This window comes from Vibrio sp. 99-8-1, assembly GCF_013114595.1.
Lineage (GTDB): Bacteria > Pseudomonadota > Gammaproteobacteria > Enterobacterales > Vibrionaceae > Vibrio.
Genome location: NZ_VTXE01000011.1, coordinates 117,070 through 142,750 on the forward strand (window position 1 = coordinate 117,070; position 25,681 = coordinate 142,750).

25 protein-coding genes and 1 pseudogene are annotated in these 25,681 nt (G+C 41.8%); 11 read left to right on the forward strand and 15 right to left on the reverse strand.

The window, feature by feature from the left end:
• The first annotated feature begins 22 nt into the window (after nt 1-22).
• From rimM to rplS, 3 genes are all read left to right on the forward strand, one after another.
• On the forward strand, nt 23-553 hold the full coding sequence (gene rimM, locus F0227_RS08125) for a ribosome maturation factor RimM (RefSeq protein ID WP_171752693.1): 531 nt from the start codon (nt 23-25) through the stop codon (nt 551-553).
• A 24-nt stretch (nt 554-577) separates the two neighbouring features.
• Nucleotides 578-1,315 carry a tRNA (guanosine(37)-N1)-methyltransferase TrmD gene (gene trmD / locus F0227_RS08130; RefSeq protein ID WP_171752694.1) on the forward strand — a complete coding sequence of 246 codons (738 nt, stop codon included), beginning with the start codon at nt 578-580 and terminating at the stop codon, nt 1,313-1,315.
• Nucleotides 1,316-1,376: 61 nt separating this feature from the next.
• Complete coding sequence (gene rplS, locus F0227_RS08135; protein ID WP_171752695.1) at nt 1,377-1,730, forward strand: 50S ribosomal protein L19; 354 nt, start codon at nt 1,377-1,379, stop codon at nt 1,728-1,730.
• A 53-nt stretch (nt 1,731-1,783) separates the two neighbouring features.
• On the opposite strand, the gene yacG is transcribed toward rplS, so the two are convergent.
• The 8 genes from yacG to nadC form a co-directional block, all read right to left on the reverse strand.
• On the reverse strand, nt 1,784-1,978 hold the full coding sequence (gene yacG / locus F0227_RS08140; protein ID WP_171752696.1) for a DNA gyrase inhibitor YacG: 195 nt from the start codon (nt 1,976-1,978) through the stop codon (nt 1,784-1,786).
• A 92-nt stretch (nt 1,979-2,070) separates the two neighbouring features.
• Nucleotides 2,071-2,811 (reverse strand): cell division protein ZapD, encoded by a 741-nt coding sequence (zapD, locus tag F0227_RS08145; RefSeq protein WP_171752697.1) that lies wholly within the window; start codon nt 2,809-2,811, stop codon nt 2,071-2,073.
• Between the two features lie 26 nt (nt 2,812-2,837).
• On the reverse strand, nt 2,838-3,443 hold the full coding sequence (gene coaE / locus F0227_RS08150; RefSeq protein ID WP_171752698.1) for a dephospho-CoA kinase: 606 nt from the start codon (nt 3,441-3,443) through the stop codon (nt 2,838-2,840).
• A gap of 1 nt (nt 3,444) precedes the next feature.
• Entirely contained in the window at nt 3,445-4,314 is an 870-nt protein-coding gene (locus tag F0227_RS08155; RefSeq protein WP_171752699.1) for an A24 family peptidase, read from the reverse strand.
• Nucleotides 4,315-4,347: 33 nt separating this feature from the next.
• A complete protein-coding gene (locus tag F0227_RS08160; RefSeq protein ID WP_171752700.1) occupies nt 4,348-5,571 on the reverse strand; it encodes a type II secretion system F family protein in 1,224 nt (407 codons plus the stop codon).
• On the reverse strand, nt 5,568-7,205 hold the full coding sequence (locus F0227_RS08165) for an ATPase, T2SS/T4P/T4SS family (RefSeq protein WP_171752701.1): 1,638 nt from the start codon (nt 7,203-7,205) through the stop codon (nt 5,568-5,570). Before F0227_RS08165 ends, F0227_RS08160 begins: the two co-directional genes overlap by 4 nt.
• Nucleotides 7,206-7,212: 7 nt before the next feature.
• Nucleotides 7,213-7,638 (reverse strand): prepilin-type N-terminal cleavage/methylation domain-containing protein, encoded by a 426-nt coding sequence (locus F0227_RS08170; protein ID WP_216613355.1) that lies wholly within the window; start codon nt 7,636-7,638, stop codon nt 7,213-7,215.
• A 274-nt stretch (nt 7,639-7,912) separates the two neighbouring features.
• The gene (gene nadC / locus F0227_RS08175) at nt 7,913-8,800 is read right to left on the reverse strand and encodes a carboxylating nicotinate-nucleotide diphosphorylase (protein WP_171752717.1); all 888 of its coding nucleotides are present in this window, start codon (nt 8,798-8,800) and stop codon (nt 7,913-7,915) included.
• Nucleotides 8,801-8,937: 137 nt separating this feature from the next.
• Between nadC and ampD the strand changes: the two genes are divergently transcribed.
• The 5 genes from ampD (at nt 8,938) to lpdA (ending at nt 16,683) form a co-directional block, all read left to right on the forward strand.
• Nucleotides 8,938-9,495 carry a 1,6-anhydro-N-acetylmuramyl-L-alanine amidase AmpD gene (gene ampD / locus F0227_RS08180; protein ID WP_171752703.1) on the forward strand — a complete coding sequence of 186 codons (558 nt, stop codon included), beginning with the start codon at nt 8,938-8,940 and terminating at the stop codon, nt 9,493-9,495.
• A gap of 437 nt (nt 9,496-9,932) precedes the next feature.
• Nucleotides 9,933-10,700: a pyruvate dehydrogenase complex transcriptional repressor PdhR gene (pdhR, locus tag F0227_RS08185; RefSeq protein ID WP_171752704.1), complete on the forward strand. Its 768-nt coding sequence runs from the start codon at nt 9,933-9,935 to the stop codon at nt 10,698-10,700.
• A 50-nt stretch (nt 10,701-10,750) separates the two neighbouring features.
• Nucleotides 10,751-13,429 carry a pyruvate dehydrogenase (acetyl-transferring), homodimeric type gene (gene aceE, locus F0227_RS08190; RefSeq protein ID WP_171752705.1) on the forward strand — a complete coding sequence of 893 codons (2,679 nt, stop codon included), beginning with the start codon at nt 10,751-10,753 and terminating at the stop codon, nt 13,427-13,429.
• A 13-nt stretch (nt 13,430-13,442) separates the two neighbouring features.
• On the forward strand, nt 13,443-15,041 hold the full coding sequence (gene aceF, locus F0227_RS08195; RefSeq protein ID WP_171752706.1) for a pyruvate dehydrogenase complex dihydrolipoyllysine-residue acetyltransferase: 1,599 nt from the start codon (nt 13,443-13,445) through the stop codon (nt 15,039-15,041).
• 214 nt (nt 15,042-15,255) lie between these two features.
• Complete coding sequence (gene lpdA, locus F0227_RS08200) at nt 15,256-16,683, forward strand: dihydrolipoyl dehydrogenase (RefSeq protein WP_171752707.1); 1,428 nt, start codon at nt 15,256-15,258, stop codon at nt 16,681-16,683.
• 92 nt (nt 16,684-16,775) lie between these two features.
• On the opposite strand, the gene F0227_RS08205 is transcribed toward lpdA, so the two are convergent.
• A complete protein-coding gene (locus F0227_RS08205; RefSeq protein WP_171752708.1) occupies nt 16,776-17,387 on the reverse strand; it encodes a TetR/AcrR family transcriptional regulator in 612 nt (203 codons plus the stop codon).
• A gap of 307 nt (nt 17,388-17,694) precedes the next feature.
• Between F0227_RS08205 and hpt the strand changes: the two genes are divergently transcribed.
• Complete coding sequence (gene hpt, locus F0227_RS08210; RefSeq protein ID WP_171752709.1) at nt 17,695-18,225, forward strand: hypoxanthine phosphoribosyltransferase; 531 nt, start codon at nt 17,695-17,697, stop codon at nt 18,223-18,225.
• A gap of 53 nt (nt 18,226-18,278) precedes the next feature.
• On the opposite strand, the gene can is transcribed toward hpt, so the two are convergent.
• Nucleotides 18,279-18,938 carry a carbonate dehydratase gene (can, locus tag F0227_RS08215; protein ID WP_171752710.1) on the reverse strand — a complete coding sequence of 220 codons (660 nt, stop codon included), beginning with the start codon at nt 18,936-18,938 and terminating at the stop codon, nt 18,279-18,281.
• A gap of 247 nt (nt 18,939-19,185) precedes the next feature.
• On the opposite strand from can, the gene F0227_RS08220 reads away from it, so the two are divergent.
• A complete protein-coding gene (locus F0227_RS08220) occupies nt 19,186-20,103 on the forward strand; it encodes an ABC transporter ATP-binding protein (protein ID WP_171752711.1) in 918 nt (305 codons plus the stop codon).
• A gap of 6 nt (nt 20,104-20,109) precedes the next feature.
• Entirely contained in the window at nt 20,110-20,880 is a 771-nt protein-coding gene (locus F0227_RS08225) for an ABC transporter permease (protein WP_171752712.1), read from the forward strand.
• Between the two features lie 83 nt (nt 20,881-20,963).
• Here the strand turns inward: F0227_RS08225 and panC are convergent, their stop codons facing one another.
• The 5 genes and pseudogenes from panC to gluQRS all read right to left on the reverse strand — a co-directional run bounded on the left by panC (nt 20,964) and on the right by gluQRS (nt 25,443).
• The gene (panC, locus tag F0227_RS08230) at nt 20,964-21,812 is read right to left on the reverse strand and encodes a pantoate--beta-alanine ligase (RefSeq protein ID WP_171752713.1); all 849 of its coding nucleotides are present in this window, start codon (nt 21,810-21,812) and stop codon (nt 20,964-20,966) included.
• Nucleotides 21,813-21,822: 10 nt separating this feature from the next.
• Nucleotides 21,823-22,617, reverse strand: a complete 795-nt coding sequence (gene panB, locus F0227_RS08235) for a 3-methyl-2-oxobutanoate hydroxymethyltransferase (protein ID WP_171752714.1) — start codon at nt 22,615-22,617, stop codon at nt 21,823-21,825.
• Between the two features lie 23 nt (nt 22,618-22,640).
• Entirely contained in the window at nt 22,641-23,126 is a 486-nt protein-coding gene (gene folK / locus F0227_RS08240; RefSeq protein ID WP_171752715.1) for a 2-amino-4-hydroxy-6-hydroxymethyldihydropteridine diphosphokinase, read from the reverse strand.
• A pseudogene (gene pcnB / locus F0227_RS08245) lies at nt 23,123-24,446 on the reverse strand (polynucleotide adenylyltransferase PcnB). The gene folK and the pseudogene pcnB overlap by 4 nt, the downstream one beginning before the upstream one ends.
• Nucleotides 24,447-24,531: 85 nt before the next feature.
• The gene (gene gluQRS / locus F0227_RS08250) at nt 24,532-25,443 is read right to left on the reverse strand and encodes a tRNA glutamyl-Q(34) synthetase GluQRS (protein ID WP_171752716.1); all 912 of its coding nucleotides are present in this window, start codon (nt 25,441-25,443) and stop codon (nt 24,532-24,534) included.
• Nucleotides 25,444-25,681: the final 238 nt, after the last annotated feature.

Below are 25,681 nucleotides of genomic sequence, written 5' to 3' on the forward strand. Positions count from 1 at the left end.
GTCGGTTTAAGGAAACGAAGTAATGAGTAAGCAAGACGAAAAAATAGTAGTTGGCAAATTTGGTGCTACCTACGGTATTCGTGGTTGGCTGAAAGTGATTTCCTATACAGACGACTCTGAAAGTGTTTTTAGTTATAACCCTTGGTTTATTAAACAAAAGGGTGCTTGGGTTGAATACAAAGTTGAAAGTTGGAAGCGTCATAACAAAGGTATGGTCGCTAAATTAGAAGGGCTAGAGGTTCGCGAGGACGCTCATCTTCTAACTAACTTTGAAATTGCAATCAATCCAGATTCATTACCGGAGCTGTCAGAAGATGAGTTCTACTGGCGTGAATTGTTTGGTATGCAGGTGGTTACGACAAAAGGGTATGACCTTGGTGAAGTAACCGATATTTTAGAAACCGGCTCAAATGATGTTTTGGTAGTGAAAGCAAATATAAAAGATGCTTTTGGACAAAAGGAACGATTAATCCCGTTTCTTGAAGAGCAAGTGATCAAAATTGTTGATCGCCAAGCTCAACGGATCGAAGTTGACTGGGATCCTGGATTTTAACTCCACAGTAGAGCGAGAGAACAGATGTGGGTTGGCATAATTAGCCTTTTTCCTGAAATGTTCAGTAGCGTGACTGATTTTGGAGTAACAGGTCAAGCGGTAAAAAAAGGTCTTTTAACAGTTGAGACATGGAATCCTAGAGATTTCACTCATGATAAACATCGAACTGTTGATGATAGACCTTACGGTGGTGGCCCTGGAATGTTAATGATGGTTCAGCCTCTGTGCGATGCCATTGCAACAGCCAGACAAGCAGCACCGGGAAAGACGAAAGTTATCTATCTTTCTCCTCAAGGTCGTAAGTTAGACCAACAAGGGGTTGAAGAACTGGCAACAAATGAAAACATTGTTCTTATTTGTGGTCGTTATGAAGGGATAGATGAGCGTGTCATTCAGTCTGAAGTTGACGAAGAATGGTCAATTGGAGATTTTGTAATGACGGGTGGTGAAATACCAGCCATGACGTTAATTGATTCAGTATCACGGTTTATACCGGGTGTACTTGGTGATTTTGCGTCAGCAGAAGAAGACTCTTTTGCTAATGGGCTGTTAGATTGTCCCCATTATACGCGTCCTGAAATGTTGGATGGAAAAGAAGTGCCTCAGGTACTAAAATCTGGAAACCATAAGGACATTCGTCGCTGGCGATTAAAACAATCGCTAGGCCGTACTTGGCTAAGAAGACCAGAGCTCCTGGAAAACCTAGCTCTGACTGACGAACAGGAACAATTACTAGCAGAGTTTATTGCCGATCATGCGTGATCGAATATAACGCAAAGTAACCTATTTATATTAGTATCAGTTTATTCTAGGAATTTACAAAATGAGTAACATCATCAAAGCTCTTGAAGAAGAGCAAATGAAATCAGACCTTCCTAAATTCGGCGCAGGTGACACTGTTGTTGTTCAGGTTAAGGTAAAAGAAGGTGACCGTGAGCGTCTACAGGCTTTTGAAGGCGTTGTAATCGCTGTACGTAACCGTGGTCTACATTCAGCTTTCACAGTTCGTAAAATCTCGAACGGTGAAGGTGTTGAGCGTACGTTCCAAACACACTCTCCAATGGTTGATAGCATCGAAGTTAAACGCCGTGGTGCAGTACGTCGTGCCAAGTTGTACTACCTACGTGAACGTTCTGGTAAGTCTGCTCGTATTAAAGAGAAACTTGCTAAGAAGTAATGCTATAACCAGCATTTCTCAAAAGAAAAAGGGCTCCGAAAGGAGCCCTTTTTTTATTGTGCGTCTTCCGACCAACCATCCGAATCAGACATGTCTGGAGCACCGGCAATGGAATTCTCTTCGTCAGCCCATCCTCCAAAATCAATTATTTGGCACTGTTTGCTACAAAATGGTCGGAAGGGACTCTCTTCACCCCAAACTACTTCTGTTTGGCAGCCGGGACATTTTACAATCGTTGGTTTTGACATAATGATATAACTCCTAACAACCTAATTAACCTCAACTTGTGAGGTTAATTAGATTAAAAACGTATTGACTAAAAATGAGTTTCTCGCTGAGGTTAGCTACAAATGGCCAGTTCAAACTCAACATCTTGGCTATAGGCTTGACCAGACTCGAATGACATAAATTTGATAGCAAAGCGATTTTTGTGACCAGAAATCATAGGGAATACTCCGTGCTGAAGCGGAATATTTAAACGCAATATGTTGGCTTCTTCTGCGTCACTTTGGAAAAAACCATTTCTCGCAATTTGAGGGGTGAAATAGCCTGTTTCACGGCACAGTTTTAACCATAAATTTAAAGATTCAGATAGTGGTTGTAATGTTTCCATCCACTGTTCAGCATTGCGGATTCTCTGCTCCAAAGGAAGGTGGTTCCAGTAATGAAGCGCAGGGAGGTCAAAACAGCAGGTTCCTCCCGGTAGATTGAATCGTTGACGTATTGAGCTTAAAAAACGCTCTTCTTTTAATGAACGGCCAAATCGTTCTGCGGCCATCAAAGTCTTATGTACTGAATCAATATCTTTAAGAACGGACAATAGCGTCTCTTGATCAACACCATCAACGTTTAGCCAGTTCTTGTAAGTTAATCGCTGTTTTTCAAGATCTTTGGCCAGTTCAGCCTTTAACTGGATTTGCTCGAATATCTCTAGCAGATCAAAAATAGAACGGAAAAACTGCTGATACTGTAAATTGTCTGAAAATTTCGCAGAATGGTGCATCTGTCTTAGCAAAGATTCTACTCTAAGATAAATACGAGTTTTTTCATTTAATGGATGTTCAAATTTATGAATCGTCATTCCGCGACCTTATTTAGCTCCTAAAGCTATTTATCTAAATTAACTGCCAACGCCATATATTGATTGTGCAGTTGAGTAACCTGAGGCAACAGTTCATGGTTATCATTATTAATAATATCATCTGCAAACTGCAAACGAACCTCTCTACTCGCTTGAGAGGCAAGTATGGCATTCGCTTGAGTTTGTGACACATTGTCGCGCGCGATAGTGCGTTTGAGTTGTATCTCAGGACTCACATCAATGACTAAAATTCTGTCTGCCATTGATTGTAGTTGATTTTCAACCAATAAGGGAACCACTAAAAGTGCATAAGGTGTTGTTATCTTGCTTATATCTTGCTGCATCTTTTGGCGAATCATTGGATGAAGTAGCGAATCTAGCCATTTTTTCTCATTTGGTGAAGCGAATACTTTCTCTCGTAAGGCGCTACGGTTAAGAGTACCATCTTCTAATAGTATGCCTTCACCACAATGGTTAACAATTTCATCTAAGCCCTTACTGCCTTTTGCTACAACATCTCTCGCAATAACATCAGCGTCAATGATCTCAATAGAAAAGTGCTGTTGAAAAAGGTTGGCGACAGTGGTTTTCCCTGAGGCGATACCTCCAGTTAACCCAACGATCAATGGCATATTAATATCCTAAAATTGTACTGTAATACCAGTTAGTAATATCTGTACCCCAGAGCAGGCTTATCCATGCTGCAATGGCGAGATATGGGCCAAATGGAAATGATTTGTCTATGCCCTTTTTTTGTAGTCGTAACTGTATAACACCAAAAACCAAACCCACCAATGAAGAGAGAAGTACTATGATGGGAAGACTTTGCCAGCCAAGCCAAGCTCCTAGAGCGGCGAGCAATTTAAAGTCACCATAGCCCATTCCTTCTTTGCCGGTCGCCAGCTTAAACAACCAGTAAACACTCCATAAACATAGATAGCCCACCATTGCCCCGATAACGGAATCATGCAAGCTAATGGGGTTCCAACCTGCTAGCACTGTTGCGATACCCGCCCACATTAACGGTAAGGTAATTTGATCTGGCAGTAGCATGGTATCTAAGTCGATAAAGGTTGCGGCAATTAGTGCAAAAATAAAAAACAGTAGAGCGGCATTAAAAGGGCTAAAACCCAACTTTAATGCTGTTATTGTGCAAAGTAGCGCAGTGAGGAGTTCAATAAGAGGATAACGGGGGCTAATTGGTTCCGAGCAGTGGTGACACTTTCCTCTTAGTAAGATCCAACTGAATAACGGAATATTATCAATGATGCGAACGCTTTTGCCGCATTTTGGGCAACTAGAGTTGGGTTTGCTGAGATTAAAAGTGCTCTGATCTATCTTAATATCAAGTTCTGGAAACGTCTCCGCGCAATCTTGTTTCCACTCTCTTTCCATCATTATTGGTAATCGATAAATAACGACATTTAAAAAGCTACCAACAATGAGACCAAACACTCCGGCCAAAACAGGAAAAAGCCAAGGATATAAGTAAAATGCTTCCATTGTGCATCTCTATAATTAACTATAAAAAGCATTCTATCCCATTACTGTCATTAAGTTAAAGATAGGAAGATATATTGAAACTATTAATGTTCCTATAATTAAACCTAGCAGTATCATAATCGAAGGTTCCAGTATTTTATGTAGGTTATCTATTGTGTCATCAACCTCGTGTTCATACTGGCTAGCGACGCGGCTGAGCATGGTATCTAATGTGCCGGACTGTTCTCCAACCATAACCATTTGTAGAAAATAATCTGGTAAATCCCCCTGCTTTTGCAAAGCAGAATGCAGTGTTGTCCCTCGAGATATATCTTGATAAATAACGGTCATTATATGTTGATAATAGCGATTATCTATATTGAGAGAGACGTTTTTTAGCGCCGTTAATATAGGGATCCCAGAGCTTAATGTGAGTGATAAACCGTAGCTAAAAGAGAGCAGCGCACATTTTTGTATAATGATCCCAAGTAAAGGGAGTTTGGTTGTCTGTTGGCTAAACCATAGATTAAACGCCGGGAACTTATGCAACGCAAATATGAACAGTGATATCGCGGAGATGAGCAGTAAGCAGAGAGTAATAATATGATTTTTCAGCCAGTTAGATATGAGTATTAAGTATTGTGTATAGAGTGGCAGTTCCGCATTGACGCTTTTAAACAGCTGGGCAAATTCAGGGATAATGGTCGTTAGTATGATGGCGGTGATGAAAATAGCGGTGATAATAATGACGCTTGGATAGATCATGGCTTTAATGGCTTTTTGTCTCATTTTTTGCTGTTTTTCTCGTAAGTCAGCTAGACGCTGAAAAATCGGCTGCAGCGCTCCCGTCATCTCTCCGATGGCAACAAGTTGGATATAGAAAGAGTCAAAATGTTCATCACCTAAGCGTAATGCATCGGACAGTGAATGGCCCGACTCAATATGCCCTATGATTTGCATAATTAAGGCTTTAAATCGGTCGTTATTCTGATGGGCTGAGAGTAATTGTAATGATTGGGTTAAGGGAATGCCGCAACTGATGGTTGTGGATAGTTGACGAGTAAACAGGGTTATTTCCGCTGAAGTGATTTTAGATGATGTAACGTTTAGGTGAAATTTAGACTGACGATGTATTTTAATGATCTTAAGGTTTTCTTTTTTCAATTTAATTATGGCTTGGTTTTGATTCTCTGCTCTTAATACGCCTTTTACCCGCTGTTTACTCGCGTCTATACCTTGCCAATGATAAAGATAAGACGTTGTGGTTGATTTGTTCATTGAGCACCTAATACTCTTTGCAGCTCTTCGATGCTTGTTACTCCCTTTTGCAAGTAGATCCGTGCAGAGTGCTGTAAGCTTGAGTTTCCTCTCTTTTCTGCCAAAGATAAAATGTCTGCTGGGTTAAATGGTTTGGTCATCGCGGCTTTAATCTCATCATCTATCGGTAATACTTCAAAAATGCCTATGCGACCTTTATAGCCATTATTACAACGGTTACATCCGGCTGATTGCGCAGCATAAATAGGGCTATTTACAGGTAGCCCAGTAATGCCAGAATCTGTATCAGAGACCTTAGTGGCAAGTTTGCAGTGAGGGCAGAGAGTTCTAATCAGCCTTTGTGCGATGATCAGAGATAAGGAGGCGGCTAAGTTGTAGCTCTCAATGCCTATATTATTTAACCGGATAAGAGTATCGACGGCAGAGTTTGTATGTAACGTAGATAAAACTAGGTGTCCTGTTTGCGCTGCTTTTATTGCAATGGTAGCGGTTTCTTTATCACGTATCTCACCGACCATAATAACATCCGGATCTTGTCTCAATAGGGTGCGTAATATTGTATTAAAATCGAGGGATATCTTGTCGTTCACTTGCACTTGATTGATGCCAAACAGATTAATTTCTATAGGATCTTCCGCGGTAGATATATTTCGTTGTGGCGTATTAATCGTTGTTAAGCCTGCGTATAAAGAGGCGGTTTTGCCACTCCCTGTGGGGCCAGTCACGAGAATCATACCTTGAGCTTGGTTAAGGGCGTCGAGAAAGAGTGTTTTTTGTTGGGGATGAAGACCAAGATCATCCAAGGTTAGAAGTGTTCTTCGATTATTAAGTATTCTCAACACCAGTTTTTCTCCCCAAATACAGGGCAGGGTAGATACTCTTAAATCAACGGAGTTGTTGTTGGCCAGTGGTGTAAAAATGCGTCCATCTTGCGGTATTCGCCTCTCGGTGATATCTAGCTTAGCTTGTATTTTTATAATGGCAGCGATGCGTTGAGCGAGATAGTGGGGCGGATGCTGAGCTTCAAGTAACAACCCGTCACACCTTATTCTGATACGGTAATGCTCTTTATAAGGTTCGAAGTGAATATCCGATGCGCCTCTATTGACGGCATCTGTAATTACTTGCTCAATAAACTCATTAACTGAATTATCTTGCTGTTCGAGTGATGCTGCATCTTCGCTGGTGGTTTTGACCAGATGCGAGGTAGAGTGCTGATTGAGTTTCTCTATCACTAGCGATAAGTCATAGAAATTCGCAACCACTAATTCGGTCTGCAGTCCGGTAAAAAAGCGGAAATCACGTTCAACAGCAAGGTTGCTAGGATCAAGGATTGCAAGTGTAAGTAATTGTTCTTCATGTTTTATGGGCAAAGCGTGATGCTTAATGATCAATGGTGTTAGATCGGCTTCGTGACAATGGGTGAAGTGTTGAAATTGATGAATATCTACTTTCGTAAGGTGAAATAATTGTGAGACATATTGCTGTAGCTGTTCAGCAGAAAGAATATTGAGCTGCAATATCGCTTGGGATACGGAGCTTTTTTGTTGCTCAATGTGTAGAGTAATTTGTTCTGTTTGCTGTTCGCAAAGAAAGTTACCTTGCTGCAAAGCCGTGACTAAATTTGTTTGCATAGTTAGCCTAATCCGTTTCTTTCTCACTGCCATATGCACAGTTTTTTGTCTCAAGCTCTTTGCTGTTAACGTAACACTGCCAACCGTTCGATGTTCTTCGGTAGTTTAGTGTGCTTTGAGATGAGAAATGAGAATGTTCAGAAAAGGTAAATGACAGTACCCCTTTGTTATTCAGAGCTATGGTTCCTAATGGATTGACATTCGGTGCGCTACCTAACTGTTGCAGAATGTTGCTACTGGAAAAGTTACCATTTTCTAAATACCACATTTCTGCCGGAGGAATAAGGGCACGAAGCGTCGCTTGCGCTGAGGCTATTTCACTTTTCTTAATATAATTGTTGTAGGCGGGAATGGCATAGCTAGATAGGATGCCAATGATTGCCACAACGATCATCAATTCGATTAAGGTAAAACCGGTTGTTGTTTTCTTCATGTTGGTCATTATTCGCAGTTGTCGAAGATGAGCAAAAAGTAAACAGAATAAGTGAATAGAGAAACAAAAATAGCTGTAATTTGGGGCGAGAGTAAAACTATTGATGAGAGGGGAGGCCCCTGATTGTAATAGCTTTCGAGACAGTTAGAAAAATGATAAATGAGGTAACAGAGCTTGTTACCTCAGAAGCGAAACATTTAAGTGAACGTAAGGTGCTGTTTTGCTATTCATTGGCGTGTAAACGCATTACTTAAGACACACTACGTAAAATGCCCTATTTAAAACGCATGGAGAGATCCATCGCTTTCAGATGCTTAGTGAGTGCGCCAACAGAGATATAGTCAACCCCTGTTTCAGCATATTCACGAATGGTATCGAGTGTGACATTGCCTGAGTTTTCCAGTGCAGCACGTCCCGCATTTATTTTTACCGCTTCACGCATCATGTCAGTAGTGAAGTTATCCAGCATCACGATATCAGCACCAGCATCAATAGCCGCTTGCAGTTCTTGTAGCGATTCTGTTTCAATCTCCACGGGTTTTCCCGGATTGAGCTGCTTGGCTGTACTGATCGCTTTCTCTATGCCACCACAAGCAATAATGTGATTCTCTTTTATTAAGTAAGCATCAAACACGCCAATTCGATGGTTAAAACCACCCCCACAAGTTACCGCATATTTCAGAGCACTACGCAGTCCTGGGATCGTTTTACGAGTATCCAAAAGTCGGCAATTTGTTCCGGCTAACTTTTCTGCATAACGTGCGGTTGTGGTGGCGCAGCCTGAAAGTGTTTGAATAAAATTCATGGCATTTCGTTCACCCGTTAGCAATACGCGAGATGGCCCACTTAATGTACATAAAACTTGGTTTGGTTCAACTGAGTCACCATCGTTAACGTGCCACTCAATTTTCACTTCATTTCCTAGCTGAACAAATACTTCGTCTGCCCAAGCTTGTCCGCAAAAAATACCCTGTTCACGAGTGATGATTGTCGCGGTATTTTGAGCATCTGCTGGGATCAAATTAGCGGTTATGTCAGCACTAGACTCTAGTGAGCCACCGAGATCCTCACGTAATGTTTCGGCAACAGCACGAGTTATCTCAAGAGGCAGTTGTTTTTTTAAGTATTCAAGTCGAGCTTGGCTATTATGAGTATTTTTTATCATCGAATTGGCATCAAAGAAGTTGAGGTGACAGGCATAATACTCCTGCTTGTGAAGAAATTCAGCAGTAAATCTCTCAAAAGAACGTATAATTTCGCTGTAAAATACCCTTTAGTTAGAATGATGGTGGAAGTTGAATGATTATTGATAATGATGGATGGCTACAGAAGGTAAAAAAGGTCCCTTCTGAACATTTTGATTATCGACCAGACAATGCTGATATCTCTTTGTTAGTGATACATAATATTAGCTTACCTCCGGGAGAGTATGGTAATGATTCGATCGAGCATTTCTTCACGGGTCAATTAAACCCTGATGCTCACCCTTTTTTCAAGGTGATACATACTATGCGGGTATCCGCTCACTGCCTAATAAAGAGAACGGGAGAAATAATACAATTTGTCTCGTTTTATGATAGAGCCTGGCACGCTGGACAGTCGAGCTATGCTGGAGTAGAGCGATGTAATGATTACTCTATTGGCATCGAGTTAGAAGGTACGGATTTTGATGTTTATACTGATGAGCAGTATCTGTCCTTGAGTCAGTTGACGTTACTGTTGCAGAACCGATTTCCCATGATTACTTCGCAAAGAATTACCGGTCATCAATATATTGCACCGTTGCGAAAAACTGATCCGGGCTTGGTGTTTGATTGGCGTCATTATCGTCAGTTGATCAATGGCTCTGATTTATAAAGTCCCCCACTTCCTGTTGAGTGTTGCAAGTAAGGGCAGAGCGTGATCCTGCTAGCAACACAAGTGCGAGTCTACTCTTATTGACTGACTACACTCAGATAACTCGACTCGCAGGACCCCCGATTTTAGGTGGTTCCTTCCTCAGCTCATCATACCTTTTTAAATAAGCCTCTGTTTTTAATAACCAAACGTTTTAAATAACCAATTTTTAATATCAAGTTGCATATTCTTTGGCGCAAATGTAATGCCTTGCCCTCTTTGTTGTTCACATAATGACTTATTATGTTATTAACCCGTTAAATTAAAAGCATTTTATGACTTATATCAATTTTCATCTGGACATAAAGGTTGGGCTTATGTTAAATTTTACGCCACTCTGAAATTGGTATTACCAATTTACATATTCAAAATTAATAATAAGAGTAGACAAAACCGAAATGGCTTATCAAAGGATTCGTCAGCCTAAGCTCTCAGATGTTATAGAAAAAGAGCTAGAGCGGCTGATAATGGAAGGAACATTTTCTCCAGGGCAGCAGTTGCCACCGGAGCGAGAGCTGGCTTTACAGTTTGATGTGTCACGTCCTTCTATTCGAGAAGCAATCCAACGCTTAGAGGCAAGACGCTTGCTCACTCGTCGTCAAGGTGGTGGGACATTTGTCAGTGAGTCTCTTTGGCAAGGTTTTTCAGATCCTTTACTCGATTTATTGTCGACTCATCAAGAAGCTCAACTAGACTTACTGGAGTCTCGTCACGCACTCGAAGGTGTTTCTGCCTATTTTGCAGCCTTGCGTGGCACTGAAGAAGATTTTTCAAGAATTCGTCAATGTCAGGAACGAATTTTTAAAGCTGAAGAAGAGAAGAACGTTGCGGACGAAGCCGCAGCCGTGATGGACTCGCTAATTGCTATCACAGAAGCCGCTCACAATGTTGTGTTGTTACACATTGTTCGAAGCTTGGCACCTCTTCTAGAGCAAAATGTATTACAGAATTTAAAACTATTACATCGCCGCAATGAAGTGGTGGATAAAGTAAGTAGACACAGAGCTAATATCGTTGATGCGATACTTTCTGGAGAGCCTAAACTGGCTCGTGAAATGTCTCATTCTCATTTAGCTTATATCGAAGAAACATTGTTGGACTTAACTCGTGAAGAGAGCCGAAGAAAGCGCTCGTTACGCAGAATCCAGCAAAGTAATGAGTCTTAATTGGTTCATTGCATGTTCATTAGATCCAACTAACAAAAGGATAGACCGCCATGTCTGAAGTCATGAAGAATGACGTTGATGCACTGGAAACACAAGAGTGGCTACAAGCTCTTGAATCAGTAGTACGTGAAGAAGGTGTCGAGCGTGCCCAGTTCTTACTAGAGCAAGTTTTAGATAAAGCACGCCTTGATGGTGTAGATATGCCAACTGGTATCACTACAAACTACATTAATACCATCCCAGCCGATCAAGAACCTGCCTACCCAGGTGACACAACATTAGAGCGACGTATTCGTTCAATCATTCGATGGAATGCCATCATGATTGTACTTCGTGCCTCTAAAAAAGATCTCGATCTTGGTGGCCATATGGCGTCATTCCAATCATCCGCAGCATTCTATGAGACATGTTTCAACCATTTCTTCCGCGCTCCAAATGAAAAAGACGGTGGCGACTTAGTTTATTATCAAGGTCATATCTCTCCGGGTATCTATTCCCGTGCTTTTGTTGAAGGCCGTTTAACTGAAGAGCAACTGGATAACTTCCGTCAAGAAGTTGATGGTAAAGGTATTCCTTCTTATCCTCACCCTAAATTAATGCCTGAGTTTTGGCAGTTCCCAACTGTATCAATGGGTCTAGGACCAATCTCTGCAATCTACCAAGCGCGTTTCCTTAAATATCTTGAAGGCCGTGAGCTAAAAGAGACTAGCGAGCAACGTGTATATGCTTTCCTTGGTGATGGTGAAATGGATGAGCCAGAATCTCGTGGCGCAATCTCATTTGCAGCTCGCGAAAAACTGGATAACCTCTGTTTTGTTATTAACTGTAATCTACAGCGTCTTGATGGCCCAGTGATGGGTAATGGCAAGATCATTCAAGAACTGGAAGGCCTGTTTAAAGGGGCGGGTTGGAATGTAGTTAAAGTTATCTGGGGTAGCAGCTGGGATGCTCTACTAGCAAAAGACACCTCTGGTAAACTTCTTCAGTTGATGAACGAAGTTGTGGATGGTGACTACCAAACATTTAAGTCGAAAGATGGCGCGTACGTACGTGAACATTTCTTTGGACGTTATCCTGAAACTGCGGCATTAGTTGCCGATATGACAGACGATGAGATCTTCGCTCTAAAACGTGGCGGACATGACTCATCTAAACTGTACGCTGCGTTCAAAAATGCTGAGCAAACTGATGGCCGCCCAACGGTTATTCTTGCTAAAACCATTAAAGGTTATGGCATGGGTAAAGCCGCGGAAGGACAAAACATTGCGCACGGTGTTAAGAAAATGGATATGTCCCATGTTCAGCACATGCGTGATCGTCTTGGCCTACAAGACCTTCTTGATGATGAGCAAATCAAACAACTTCCATACTTGAAGTTAGAAGAAGGTTCTGCTGAGTTTAACTATCTTCACGCTCGTCGTAATGCGTTACATGGTTATACGCCTAAGCGCTTGCCTAAGTTTAGCCAAGAGTTTGTCGTACCAGAAATTGATGCATTTTCTGCACTATTAGTGGAGCAGAAGCGTGATATTTCAACCACGATGGCATTTGTTCGTTCGCTTAATGTTCTGCTAAAAGATAAGAGCATTGGTAAGAATATTGTTCCTATTATCGCTGATGAAGCCCGTACTTTTGGTATGGAAGGTCTATTCCGTCAGGTCGGTATTTATAACCCACATGGTCAGGAATATACGCCAGAAGATCGTGGTGTAGTGTCTTACTATAAAGAAGCAACATCAGGACAAGTTCTCCAAGAAGGGATCAATGAACTGGGTGCAATGTCATCTTGGGTAGCGGCAGCAACATCATACAGCACCAATGACTTGCCAATGATTCCATTCTACATTTACTACTCTATGTTTGGTTTCCAACGTGTTGGTGATATGGCATGGATGGCTGGTGACCAGCAAGCTCGTGGTTTCCTACTGGGTGCGACTGCCGGTCGTACAACATTGAACGGTGAAGGTTTGCAGCATGAGGATGGTCATTCTCATATTCAAGCTAATACAGTGCCTAACTGCATCTCTTACGATCCAACGTTTGCTTATGAGTTGGCGGTTATTATGCAGGATGGTATCCGTCGTATGTACGGTGAGAATCAAGAGAACGTATTCTATTACCTGACTCTAATGAATGAAAACTACGCTATGCCAGCAATGCCTGAAGGGGCAGAAGAGGGTATTCGTAAAGGTATCTATAAACTAGAGAGTCATAAAGCGAAAGGCCGTGGTAAGAAGGCCAAAGTTCAATTGATGAGCTCTGGTACTATCATGAATGAAGTTCGTAAAGCGGCAGAGATTCTGAGTGAAGAGTATGGCGTGTCGTCAGATGTTTATTCTGTGACTTCTTTCAACGAAGTGACTCGTGATGGACAAGCGGTAGAGCGTTTCAATATGCTTCACCCAGAAGCGAAAGCACAGGTTCCTTACATTGCTGAAGTGATGGGCACTGAGCCTGCTATTGCAGCAACGGATTACATGAAAAACTATGCGGAACAAGTTCGCGCATATGTTCCAGCAGAGTCTTATAAAGTGCTGGGTACTGATGGTTTCGGTCGTTCAGATAGCCGTGATAACTTACGTCGTCATTTTGAAGTGAATGCAGGCTACGTAGTGGTTGCAGCTCTTAGTGAGTTAGCTAAACGTGGTGATATTAATAACTCAGTGGTAGCTGAAGCTATCAAGAAGTTTGATATCGATACTGAAAAAACAAATCCGCTATACGCTTAAGAGGTAATAAATAATGGCAATCGAAATTAATGTACCTGATATTGGTGCCGATGAGGTTGAAGTTACTGAAATTCTTGTAAGCGTTGGTGACAAGGTTGAAGAAGAACAGTCTCTTATTACCGTTGAAGGTGATAAAGCTTCAATGGAAGTACCTGCATCGCAAGCGGGTACAGTAAAAGAAATTAAAGTAGCTGAAGGTGATAAAGTCACCACTGGCTCATTAATCATGATTTTTGATACAGAAGAAGGCGCCGGTGAAGCTGAGCCAGCTCAAGCGCCTGCTGCTGATGCGGCTCCTGCTCCGGTAGCGGCGGCTGAACTTAAAGAAGTCACAGTACCTGATATTGGTGGTGATGAAGTTGAAGTAACAGAGATCATGGTTTCTATTGGTGATGAGATTGAAGAAGAGCAATCACTCATTACTGTTGAAGGTGATAAAGCTTCAATGGAAGTACCAGCGCCATTTAATGGTACGCTAAAAGAGATCAAAGTTGCTGAAGGCGATAAAGTATCAACGGGTTCATTGATTATGGTCTTTGAAACTCTTGGTAGTGCGCCAGCAGCGCCAACGGCTGCGACAGCTGTTGCAGAACCGTCTGTCTCGGATTCGCCTAAAGCGGCTGAACCTGCAAAAGCAGTGGTAGAGCAAAAATCTGCATCGGCAGAAGAGTTTAAAGAAAACCACGAGTACGCGCATGCATCACCTGTTGTACGCAGAATTGCTCGCGAGTTTGGTGTTAACCTTGCCAAAGTAAAAGGAACCGGCCGTAAGAGCCGTATCCTTAAAGAAGATGTTCAAAGCTATGTAAAAGAAGCGCTTAAACGTCTAGAAGCTGGTGCAGGCTCAGGCAAAGGTGACGGTAGCGCTCTTGGTTTACTACCATGGCCGAATATCGATTTCAGTAAGTTTGGTGATATTGAAACGAAACCTTTGTCACGCATTAAGAAAATCTCTGGTGCCAATTTACACCGTAACTGGGTGATGATTCCTCATGTGACACAATGGGATAATGCTGACATCACTGAGCTAGAGAAATTCCGTAAGGAGCAGAATGCAGCTGAAGCTAAGAGAGATTCGGGTATTAAAATTACCCCTCTTGTCTTTATCATGAAAGCGGCAGCGAAGGCGTTAGAAGCATTCCCATCCTTCAACTCTTCTCTTTCTGAAGATGGTGAAAACCTGATTCTGAAGCAGTATGTAAATATTGGTATCGCAGTAGATACACCGAATGGCCTTGTTGTACCTGTCTTTAAAGATGTGAACAAAAAAGGTATTTATGAGCTTTCAGAAGAGCTCATGGCTGTATCGAAGAAAGCGCGTTCAGGTAAACTGACCGCAGCAGATATGCAAGGTGGTTGCTTCACTATTTCAAGTCTTGGTGGTATTGGTGGTACGGCATTTACGCCGATCGTTAATGCACCAGAAGTGGCAATCTTAGGTGTGTCTAAGTCTGAAATGAAGCCAGTTTGGAATGGACAAGACTTCGTTCCACGTCTGCAACTTCCTTTGTCACTATCGTATGACCACCGTGTGGTTGATGGTGCAGAAGGTGCGCGCTTTATTACTTACTTAAATGGATGTCTGTCTGATATCCGTCGTTTAGTACTGTAACGTATAGATGATAAGGTGGTTGTATAACCACCTTATCTTTCATCATGAGAGCAACCGATTCCGCTTCAATTGAATTTTCATCAAGAGGAATTGTTGTATAGCTCACAGGCTACGGGGAATTTCTTTTCACTTCGTTAACATCTTTGTAAACTATCGCGGTCTGAAAAGAAAAAGAACATCAGCCTATTAGGGATAATGACTACAAGAGGTCACAATGAGCAAAGAAATTAAAGCCCAAGTGGTTGTACTTGGTGCGGGACCGGCTGGATACTCTGCTGCATTCCGCTGTGCAGACCTAGGATTGGAAACCGTATTAATTGAGCGTTATAGCTCGCTAGGTGGTGTGTGTCTTAATGTTGGGTGTATCCCATCAAAAGCACTACTTCACGTGGCAAAAGTAATTGAAGAAGCCAAAGCGCTAGCTGAGCACGGTATCGTGTTTGGTGAGCCGCAAACGGATATTACTAAAATCCGTCTTTGGAAAGAAAAGGTAATTAATCAGCTTACTGGTGGTCTTGGCGGAATGGCTAAGATGCGTAAAGTAACGGTAGTAAATGGTTTTGGTAAATTTACTGGCCCTAACTCTATCGAAGTGGACGGTGAAGAAGGTAAAACCACGGTTAACTTTGATAATGCCATTGTTGCTGCGGGTTCTCGCCCGATTAAATTACCCTTCATTCCTCATGAAGATCCGCGTATTTGGGACTCAACAGATGCTCTTGAGCTGAAAGAAGTTCCAGGTAAGTTACTGATCATGGGCGGTGGTATCATCGGACTTGAAATGGGAACTGTGTATCACTCTCTGGGATCTCAGATCGATGTTGTAGAGATGTTCGATCAAGTGATTCCTGCCGCTGATAAAGATATCGTTAAAGTCTATACCAAACGCATTAAGAACAAGTTCAACTTGATGCTACAAACCAAAGTAACCGCTGTTGAAGCTAAAGAAGACGGTATCTACGTTACTATGGAAGGTAAGAAGGCTCCTGCAGAACCTGAGCGTTATGACGCGGTTCTTGTGGCTATTGGTCGTGTACCAAATGGTAAGCTGCTTGATGCAGAGAAAGCCGGCATTGAAGTGGATGAACGTGGCTTTATCAATGTTGATAAGCAGATGCGTACGAATATCCCTCATATTCACGCTATTGGTGATATTGTTGGTCAACCAATGCTTGCTCACAAAGGTGTGCATGAAGGGCATGTCGCTGCAGAAGTCATCTCTGGTAAGAAACACTACTTTGATCCTAAAGTGATTCCTTCGATTGCTTATACTGAGCCAGAAGTCGCTTGGGTAGGTAAGACAGAGAAAGAAGCGAAAGAAGAAGGTCTTAAGTATGAAGTTGCAACCTTCCCATGGGCTGCGTCTGGACGTGCTATCGCTTCCGATTGTGCAGATGGTATGACTAAGCTGATTTTTGACAAAGAGACACACCGAGTGATTGGTGGCGCAATTGTTGGTACTAATGGTGGTGAGCTGTTAGGTGAAATCGGTTTGGCTATTGAGATGGGTTGTGATGCGGAAGATATCGCATTGACTATCCATGCTCACCCGACTCTGCATGAGTCTGTTGGTTTGGCCGCAGAAGTATTTGAAGGTACAATTACCGATCTTCCAAATGCTAAAGCTAAAAAGAAGAAATAATTTAGCGATAAACGGTTAATAAAAAACCGCCTATTTGGCGGTTTTTTTCTATCTGCGATAAGCTGATTATCTACTTATAAAGAAGAGTGGGATCAATCTTCTTTATAGATGCAAAGCATATTTAAGAAACTGTCTGCAAACTGATGTAAATGGTCTGGGTCCGGGTTTCTGTGTGCTTCTAGGTAGATGGCATAACAGATAGCCTGAAACATTTTGGTTAGATTTTCAGGATCTTGTTTGTCACATATCTCACCGCGAGAGATAGATTGTTCAAACATGTTTTGTACCAATAGGCGACTGTTTTTATTAAGAGACATATACAGCGGCCATACTTCATCACGTGTTGATGCGCTCCATTCAAACCAAACTTTCAGCCAATAGTTATCTTCCTGAACCAGTTCGATTAACTGTAGACTAATATTTTTAAGGTTCTCTTTCGCGTGTAGTGATGTGTCGATATTCTCATTAAGAAAGCCTGAGAAATTACGAACAACATGGTGAAGGACTTCGTCAACCAGATCTTCTCTGGTAGGGAAGTAGTTAAATACTGTTGCTACCGATACCTGTGCGACATCGGCGATATCTGCGTGACCGCCACGGCCAATACCGCGACGAGCAAATACTTCTAGTGCTATGTCCATGAGTTGAAGCTTTCTTTTTTGAGGAGAAAGACGCGTTCTAGGACGTTTTGTAATCATATCCATTATATATACCTTGCCAAGATGTTGATTGTTTTATATTTCTAATAGTTATATTGACTTTTATATCGTCATGATGAGTGTACAAGTGCATATACGATTGGTCAAATGCTGTTGTTTATATTTATGTCATTAATTTGAGATTGAGCAAGAATTCGGCAAGATTGAGTGAATTATTTTCGTCAATATCCCGCATGAAATAACAGTTTCAACAGCAATAGAAAAAATAAAAAATAGCAAAAATTTTTTCTCAAGCAAGCATATTCAAACTACTTGAGTATAATAGGCGGGTGATTAACGGAACGAGTAAAAAATGAAACATACAGTTGAAGTGATGATCTCTGAACAAGAGGTACAGAAACGTGTTATTGAATTGGGTAAACAAATTACCGAGCACTACGGGGATTCAACAGAACTTGTTTTAGTTGGTCTGCTAAGAGGCTCATTTGTTTTTATGGCGGATCTTGCACGTGCTATTGAGATGAACCACTGCGTGGACTTTATGACAGCATCGAGCTATGGAAATAGTATGGAGAGTTCTCGCGATGTTCGTATTCTTAAGGATCTGGATGACGATATAAAAGGGAAAGATGTTCTTTTAGTGGAAGACATCATTGATACCGGCAATACCTTGAGCAAGGTGTGCGAAATTCTGTCTATTCGAGAACCAAATTCGATTCAAATTTGTACTCTGCTGGATAAGCCTTCTCGCCGCGAAGTGGAAGTGGATGTAAAATGGATTGGCTTTGAAATTCCTGATGAGTTCGTTGTTGGTGTTGGTATTGATTACGCTCAGAAGTACCGCCATTTGCCTTACATTGGCAAAGTTGTTCCTCAAGAGTAATCGTTTTTTTTAAAATGGGAGGCAATCGATTGGCCTCCCATTTTTTGTCTCGCTTACTTAAGCAATTTACCGTCAGTGATATTTTTTATCGCATCTTGATAGACAATTTCTAATGACTCTCTGCTGTCACACCGCATGCCTAAATCGACAAGTTTCCCGTCACCAATTCCATAGATCACGCCATGTACATCGACTTTTTGGCCTCTCTCCCATGCATTTTGCATGATGGTAGAGTTACCTAGGTTATAAACTTGCTCCGCTACGTTAATCTCACAGAGTCGGTCACCAAGCTGCTCTTCAGGAAGCTTACCAAGCCAGCCACGATGTTTTAGGTACAGATCCCTCACATGAAGAATCCAGTTGTTAATTAAGCCTAGAGGCGGGTTATCAATAGAGGCATTTACGCCTCCGCAGCCATAATGTCCACAAACTATAACGTGCTTAACTTTTAATACATCAATGGCGTACTGAACAACGGACAGACAGTTTAAATCAGTGTGAATAACTTGATTGGCTACGTTTCGGTGAACAAATAACTCACCGGAGTCTAACCCTGTTAATAGTTCTGCAGGTACTCGACTATCAGAACACCCTATCCATAGATACTCTGGTCTCTGTCTATTAACTAATTTAGTGAAATATTCCGGGCTTTCGGAGGTCATTTTATCTGACCAAGCCGCATTTTTTTCAAATAAATTTTTTATATCTGGCATGTAAATCCCCTTTTTGCTCTCGGTACTATACACAAGGTTTCGCTTAGGTACTCGGAAATTTTATGTCAATTATGTACTGGTTGGAGTAGTTATCCCTGTGATCTGGCCGGTGGCGAATTCGCTCTGGCGGTGTCGGTATTTTTATTAGCTAAATCTAATTAAAACCGTTGTTTTTTTTCTATTCAGCTCCATATATAAGCTAAGCAGAAAGATTGGCTGCGCTTCTAAATAAGACAAGAATTAAATTATGTATGCATTAGAAATCGAGAATTTAACCAAAACTTACGCAGGTGGGTTCGAAGCCCTCAAAGGCGTGAGCTTACAAGTAGAGAAAGGTGATTTTTATGCCTTGCTTGGTCCCAATGGGGCGGGTAAATCTACCACAATAGGTATTATCTCTTCACTGGTAAATAAAACTTCTGGTCGGGTAAAAGTGTTTGGTCACGATATTGATGATGAACTTGAGCGAGCAAAGCAGAATTTAGGGTTAGTACCGCAAGAGTTTAATTTTAATCAGTTTGAAACGGTTGAGCAGATCGTAATTCAACAAGCGGGTTATTATGGTGTGACACCCGAGATGGCTAAAGAGAGGGCGAAGAAGTACCTGACTCAGCTTGATTTATGGGATAAGCGTACAGAGCGTGCGAGAAACCTATCTGGTGGTATGAAAAGGCGATTGATGATCGCTCGTGCCTTGATGCATGAACCCAATATTTTAATTTTGGATGAGCCTACCGCAGGGGTTGATATTGAATTACGTCGCTCAATGTGGGATTTCTTAAAGAGAATAAATAAGCAAGGCATAACCATCATCTTAACTACCCATTACCTTGAAGAAGCTGAGATGTTGTGTCGAAACATCGGCATTATTAATCGTGGTGAGTTAATTGAAAATACCACAATGAAGAACTTGTTAAACACCTTGCACGTAGAGACGTTTATTTTGGATCTTCAGCCTGGAAGTGAGCGTCCTGATCTGCAGGGGGTGAAAACAAGCGTACTGGACAATGATTCAATTGAGATTGAGATTGATAAAACTCAGGGGCTGAATCAGGTGTTTTCACAGCTAACATCACAAGGCATTAATGTGCTATCAATGCGCAACAAAGCAAACCGATTGGAAGAGCTTTTTGTCGGCATCGTACGCGATCAGAGTGGGAAGTAGAACACAATGTATCAATTATACTGGACGGCTTTTAAAAGCCTGTTAACGAAAGAGATTAACCGCTTTACCCGCATCTGGGTTCAGACTCTTGTACCGCCAGCAATCACCATGACGCTGTATTTTATAATATTTGGTAACCTTATTGGCTCACGAATAGGTGAAATGAACGGCTTTAGCTATATGGAATACATTGTTCCAGGTTTGATTATGATGTCTGTTATAACCAACTCCTATTCTAATGTTGCGTCCTCATTTTTTAGCTCAAAATTTCAACGAAATATAGAAGAGTTACTTGTCGCCCCGGTGCCCAATTACATAATTATTTTGGGTTTTGTCATGGGTGGCGTCGCTCGTGGATTAGCTGTGGGGGTTATTGTTACGGTTGTTTCTCTGTTTTTTGTCGATCTTCAGGTAGATCATTGGGGAATCATTATTGCAACCGTCTTTATGACATCCGTTGTTTTTTCACTAGGTGGTTTAATCAATGCCATTTTTGCTAAAACATTTGATGATGTTTCCATCATCCCGACCTTTGTATTAACGCCGTTAACTTACTTAGGTGGTGTATTTTACTCGATTAATCTATTACCCGAACTTTGGCAGGGTGTATCTAAAATCAATCCAATAGTGTATATGGTAAACGCCTTCCGATATGGTTTCTTAGGCGTATCAGATGTGGCTATTGTGACTTCATTTAGCGTATTGCTGGCTTTTGTTGTGGTACTTTACGCCATCGCTCACTATTTGGTGACGAAAGGGATAGGTCTAAGAAGTTAGTGCACGGGTGTTTTGTTGAGGTTAAATAGAAAAATGGCGGTCATATGACCGCCATTTTTTGTACATACTAAATTAGTAACGCGCTAAAGTGCCTGTACTTGATTATCAATTAATCTCGCTTTACCTAAAAAAGCCGACATCAAAATAACCGCATGAGTTGAGTCACAGTGAAGTGATTCTAGCGTCGCTGCATCTCGTATAAATATCTCATCGGGTTGCAACCCTTCAGCAAGCAGTTGTTGGCAGGCTTGTTCAATAAGTTCGGTATTGTTTTGCTCGTTAAGAGAGACGTGGCTTGCAATCCAGTTCATGGTTTTTGCTACTGTAGGCGCTTGTTTGCGTTGTTCTTCGGTCAATAATCCATTCCGAGAGCTCATGGCTAAACCATCTGATTCGCGAACCGTAGCGACGCCCTTTATCTCAATATTCATACAGAGATCGGTGACCATTTTTCGAATAACGGCTAACTGTTGGTAATCTTTTTTTCCGAAGCAGGCAATATCAGGCTGAACGAGATTAAACAGTTTTGTTACGATTGTCGCCACACCGCGAAAATGTCCGGGACGAGAGGCACCTTCTAGCATGTGAGATAGTGTTGGGACTTCTACAAATGTCTGCTTATCCAACCCGTCTGGATACATGACTTCGCTAGTTGGAGTAAACAGAAAATCCACCCCAGCTTGTGCAAGTTTTTCACTATCTTGCTGTAATGTTCTTGGGTAGTTAGCGAGGTCATCTGCTCTTTCAAACTGCATAGGATTAACAAAAATAGTCACGACGACAATATCTGCTAATTTGGCCGCTTCCTCTACTAAGGTTAAATGTCCTTGATGCAAGTTTCCCATGGTAGGGACCAACGCGATTGTTTTGCCTTCACGACGATGCTCAACAAGCTGCTGTTGCAGAGATTGAGTATTTGCAAATGTTTGCATCTTCTATACCTTACGCGATGGTATGATCTGGGCTAGGGAAAGCACCAGAATGCACATCTTCAATATATTGACTAACCGCCGAGCGAATATCACCCGTTTCCGCTAAGAAATTCTTTGAAAACTTAGGCATATAGTTAGCTGAAATGCCAAACATGTCGTGCATAACGAGGATTTGACCATCTGTCACATTACCGGCTCCAATACCGATCACGGGGACACTAACGGCTTCAGTGATTCTTTTTGCTAGAGAGGCAGGAACACATTCAAGCAGTACAATTTGAGCGCCAGCAGCTTCTAATGCCAGTGCGTCTTGTATCATTTTTTCTGCTTTTTCATCATCACGGCCTTGGACTTTGTAACCGCCAAAAATATTAACAGATTGAGGGGTTAAGCCTAAGTGTGCACACACAGGTACTGCTCGCTGTGTGAGTTTCTCTATGGTTTCTACCAGCCAGTCACCACCTTCAATTTTTACCATATTAGCGCCAGCTCTCATTAACTCAGCGGCATTCTCACAGGCTTGTTCGGCAGTGGCATAACTCATGAATGGCATATCAGCCATGAGTAAACTGTTTGGGCTTCCTGCTCGAACACAGCGAGTATGGTAGACAATATCTTGTACTGTCACTGGCAGGGTATCGTTTTTACCTTGCAGTACCATACCTAATGAGTCACCAACTAATAATACTGGCATCTCTTGTTGTTCGAATAGCTGGGCGAAACTGGCGTCATAAGCGGTGGAGGAGGCAAATTTTTTACCCTCTTGCTTCCACTTAATTAAGTCATTAATAGTGATTTTTTTCATTGTTATTCCTTATTCGATTTTGGCTAAGGTTGCCAAACACTAAGCCCATTTTTAGCGACTGTTTTAATCAACTGTTGGAGCTTAGTTCCATCGGGTAGTGTTAATTCTGGTGCGATTTCAGCAAGTGGATAAAGAACAAACTCTCGTTCTTTCATTCCGTAATGAGGGACGGTTAATCTTTCTGTTTCTATGGTTTGATCGCCGAACAGCAGAATATCGAGGTCGAGAGTTCTCGGCCCCCAACGCTGTTCCTTGCGAACACGACCATGACGTTGCTCTATGTTTTGTGTCTGCTCAAGTAGTTTTAGCGGAGATAAATCCGTATCGATCTCCGCTACAGCATTAATGTAATCAGGCTGTTCTTTCGGCCCCATTGGAGTACTGCTATAAAGCGATGAGACTTGGATAAGCTTCGACTCAGGTAAAGACTGCAATGCAACGATGGCATTATTTGCTTGTGCTACCGGATCGGATAAGTTACTTCCGATAGCAATATAGACCTTGATCATGACGTTGCTTTGCTCTTTTTATTGCGGTAGTTCTTGCGGCGGCGATAGTTAGGCTTATCTTGACCAAGTTCATTCACCATAGCTTGTCGCATGTTACGTCCAGCGTTTTGGTATGTCTGCCACCAAGCCGCTAATTCGGCAGTCTCTCCACCTTCAATTTTTCCGCGCATCTCAAGAAAATCAAAACCTGCACGGAACTTGTTTAGTTCCATAAGGCGTTGTGCGCGCTTACCGCTTCTTCTTGGTAGTCTTAGCTGTAATTGCCAGATCTCTCTAATTGTTGCGGTATGGCGTCTTGGGATCGCTAAGGTTTTTACTTGCACATCCAATACTGTGTTGCTGGCTTCCATTATGGCATCGTAATAATTGAAACCTTTATCATCAATGAGAGATTGCGCTTCTTTATTTAATGGGTACCAAAGCATTGCTGCAAACATAAAGGCAGGGTTGATACGCTTGCCTTCATTAATTCGCTTATCAGTAGACTCTAGTACCAGCTCCAGCATCTGCTCACTATGAGTTTCACCTTCATCGGTAAAGTCGCGTGCGATAATTGGAAACAGTGGATTAAACAGATCGTAGTCCCGCATTAAGAAATACGTTTCCAGACCTTGGCCGGATTGAAGTAATTTTAATGACTCTTCAAACAGGCGAGCAGCAGGAATATCCTCTAATAAATGAGCGAGCTCTAGGATAGGGTCTGCAGTAGTATCACATATGTCCATATCCAATTTGGCTGCGAACCTAACGGCTCTAAGCATTCGAACTGGATCTTCTCTATAGCGAGTTTGCGGATCTCCAATGAGACGAATCAGACGGTCTTCTAGATCTTCCATCCCTTCGGCATAATCATGAATACTGTAGTCGGCAATGTTGTAATACATCGCGTTGATAGTGAAATCTCGGCGTTCGGCGTCTTCTTCAATAGAGCCGTATACATTGTCTCTTAACAACATCCCTTCATCGGATTGGGCAGAGATGTTTTTCGTTGGTTCTTGGTGATGGCCTCTGAAAGTAGCAACTTCAATAATTTCACGACCAAACATAATATGCGCTAAGCGAAAACGTCGACCAATTAAGCGGCAATTTCTAAATAACTGCTTGATCTGTTCAGGTGTTGCGTTGGTTGCAATATCAAAGTCTTTTGGCTTCTGGCCTAACAGAAGATCGCGAACACCACCACCAACTAAAAAGGCGTCATAACCCGCTTTATGCAGGCGATAAAGTACTTTCAGCGCATTTTCGCTAATATCTTGTCTGGAAATACTGTGTTCATCACGGGTAATAATATTCAGAGCGATTTCTCCAATTAAATCTTATTTAGTCTTTGCTGCAATTGTCGTTGCTTTCTAAGGAATTGAGTCTGACGATTTCTTGCTCATTCCTCTACCTCACGGTTATCGCGCTATGATAACGTAGAGTTGTTCGTTTGAGAATGTTCATTTGAGAATGGTGACATGATTTCTGACTTTGCGCTTAGGGCGGAAATAGACCAGTTTTCACATCCCCACTGAAGAATCTCTTTTACTGAGCCCTGTTCTATATCCTTGGGGAATACAAAACCCAGAAATAACATAGCTTGAAGTAGGGTCGGTTTTACATTTTTAATATCGATGGGTTGAGCATGATTTTGTTTTGATAGCTTATTGCCTTTGCTATCTAAAGCTAACGGTAGGTGCAGATAACTGACGCTATGTTTACCTAATGTCTGATAAAGACTTATTTGCCTACCGGTCGGTTCAATTAAATCTGCACCCCGAACCACTTCTGTTATGTTCTGTTCAATATCATCAATAACAACCGCTAGGTTATAAGCAAAAAGCCCATCACGCCTTTTAATAATAAAGTCTTCATTAGCCAATTGTGGCGGAATGGTAATTATGCCGTGCTTTTTATCTTGAAACTGATAAGTAGGGTGCTGCATGACCAGCCGAATCGCATTGCCTGTACTGGCTACGTTTTTTTGCCGACACGTTCCTTGGTAGAAACCGCCATTTTGCTTGATCTGTTTTCGACTGCATTGACAGTAATAAGCTTGTTGATTGTCTAGCCACTTATCTATTTGTTGTTGATAAATAGTATGACGTTGACTTTGATAGATGACTTCACTATCCCAAAATAGTTGATAATGTTCTAATGCTTGTAGAATAAGCTTAGCTGCACCTTTCACTTCTCTAGGAGGGTCAAGATCTTCCATTCGTACTAACCACAAACCATGGTTGTGTTTAGCTTGAAAGTAACTCCCAAGTGCTGCGACTAATGAGCCAAAGTGAAGAGGGCCTGAAGGTGATGGGGCAAATCGACCGATATATGTCATATACTCAAGTGACCTCAAGATGCAGGATTCAGAGCAACATCAACACGTTCAGTTCAAGAAAGATAATTGAAGGAATGGCATTCCCTTTCAAGATTATCTGACGCAGAAATGGACGTGTTGATGTGCTCCCAAATGGCGAGTTTTATTGGCTCCAGCTCTGTGTTACTGATTCTTGCCGTAGAATGACTATGCCTTCAAATCAGTGCCTTGATCAGCAGCCAATAAATTCTCGCTGAAC

Excerpts from the sequence above, each read along its gene's own strand:
- rimM (WP_171752693.1), top strand. The coding sequence starts at position 23 with ATGAGTAAGCAAGACGAAAAAATAGTAGTTGGCAAATTTGGTGCTACC.
- trmD (WP_171752694.1), top strand. The coding sequence starts at position 578 with ATGTGGGTTGGCATAATTAGCCTTTTTCCTGAAATGTTCAGTAGCGTG.
- rplS (WP_171752695.1), top strand. The coding sequence starts at position 1,377 with ATGAGTAACATCATCAAAGCTCTTGAAGAAGAGCAAATGAAATCAGAC.
- yacG (WP_171752696.1), bottom strand. The coding sequence starts at position 1,978 with ATGTCAAAACCAACGATTGTAAAATGTCCCGGCTGCCAAACAGAAGTA.
- zapD (WP_171752697.1), bottom strand. The coding sequence starts at position 2,811 with ATGACGATTCATAAATTTGAACATCCATTAAATGAAAAAACTCGTATT.
- coaE (WP_171752698.1), bottom strand. The coding sequence starts at position 3,443 with ATGCCATTGATCGTTGGGTTAACTGGAGGTATCGCCTCAGGGAAAACC.
- F0227_RS08155 (WP_171752699.1), bottom strand. The coding sequence starts at position 4,314 with ATGGAAGCATTTTACTTATATCCTTGGCTTTTTCCTGTTTTGGCCGGA.
- F0227_RS08160 (WP_171752700.1), bottom strand. The coding sequence starts at position 5,571 with ATGAACAAATCAACCACAACGTCTTATCTTTATCATTGGCAAGGTATA.
- F0227_RS08165 (WP_171752701.1), bottom strand. The coding sequence starts at position 7,205 with ATGCAAACAAATTTAGTCACGGCTTTGCAGCAAGGTAACTTTCTTTGC.
- F0227_RS08170 (WP_216613355.1), bottom strand. The coding sequence starts at position 7,638 with ATGAAGAAAACAACAACCGGTTTTACCTTAATCGAATTGATGATCGTT.
- ampD (WP_171752703.1), top strand. The coding sequence starts at position 8,938 with ATGATTATTGATAATGATGGATGGCTACAGAAGGTAAAAAAGGTCCCT.
- pdhR (WP_171752704.1), top strand. The coding sequence starts at position 9,933 with ATGGCTTATCAAAGGATTCGTCAGCCTAAGCTCTCAGATGTTATAGAA.
- aceE (WP_171752705.1), top strand. The coding sequence starts at position 10,751 with ATGTCTGAAGTCATGAAGAATGACGTTGATGCACTGGAAACACAAGAG.
- aceF (WP_171752706.1), top strand. The coding sequence starts at position 13,443 with ATGGCAATCGAAATTAATGTACCTGATATTGGTGCCGATGAGGTTGAA.
- lpdA (WP_171752707.1), top strand. The coding sequence starts at position 15,256 with ATGAGCAAAGAAATTAAAGCCCAAGTGGTTGTACTTGGTGCGGGACCG.
- F0227_RS08205 (WP_171752708.1), bottom strand. The coding sequence starts at position 17,387 with ATGGATATGATTACAAAACGTCCTAGAACGCGTCTTTCTCCTCAAAAA.
- hpt (WP_171752709.1), top strand. The coding sequence starts at position 17,695 with ATGAAACATACAGTTGAAGTGATGATCTCTGAACAAGAGGTACAGAAA.
- can (WP_171752710.1), bottom strand. The coding sequence starts at position 18,938 with ATGCCAGATATAAAAAATTTATTTGAAAAAAATGCGGCTTGGTCAGAT.
- F0227_RS08220 (WP_171752711.1), top strand. The coding sequence starts at position 19,186 with ATGTATGCATTAGAAATCGAGAATTTAACCAAAACTTACGCAGGTGGG.
- F0227_RS08225 (WP_171752712.1), top strand. The coding sequence starts at position 20,110 with ATGTATCAATTATACTGGACGGCTTTTAAAAGCCTGTTAACGAAAGAG.
- panC (WP_171752713.1), bottom strand. The coding sequence starts at position 21,812 with ATGCAAACATTTGCAAATACTCAATCTCTGCAACAGCAGCTTGTTGAG.
- panB (WP_171752714.1), bottom strand. The coding sequence starts at position 22,617 with ATGAAAAAAATCACTATTAATGACTTAATTAAGTGGAAGCAAGAGGGT.
- folK (WP_171752715.1), bottom strand. The coding sequence starts at position 23,126 with ATGATCAAGGTCTATATTGCTATCGGAAGTAACTTATCCGATCCGGTA.
- gluQRS (WP_171752716.1), bottom strand. The coding sequence starts at position 25,443 with ATGACATATATCGGTCGATTTGCCCCATCACCTTCAGGCCCTCTTCAC.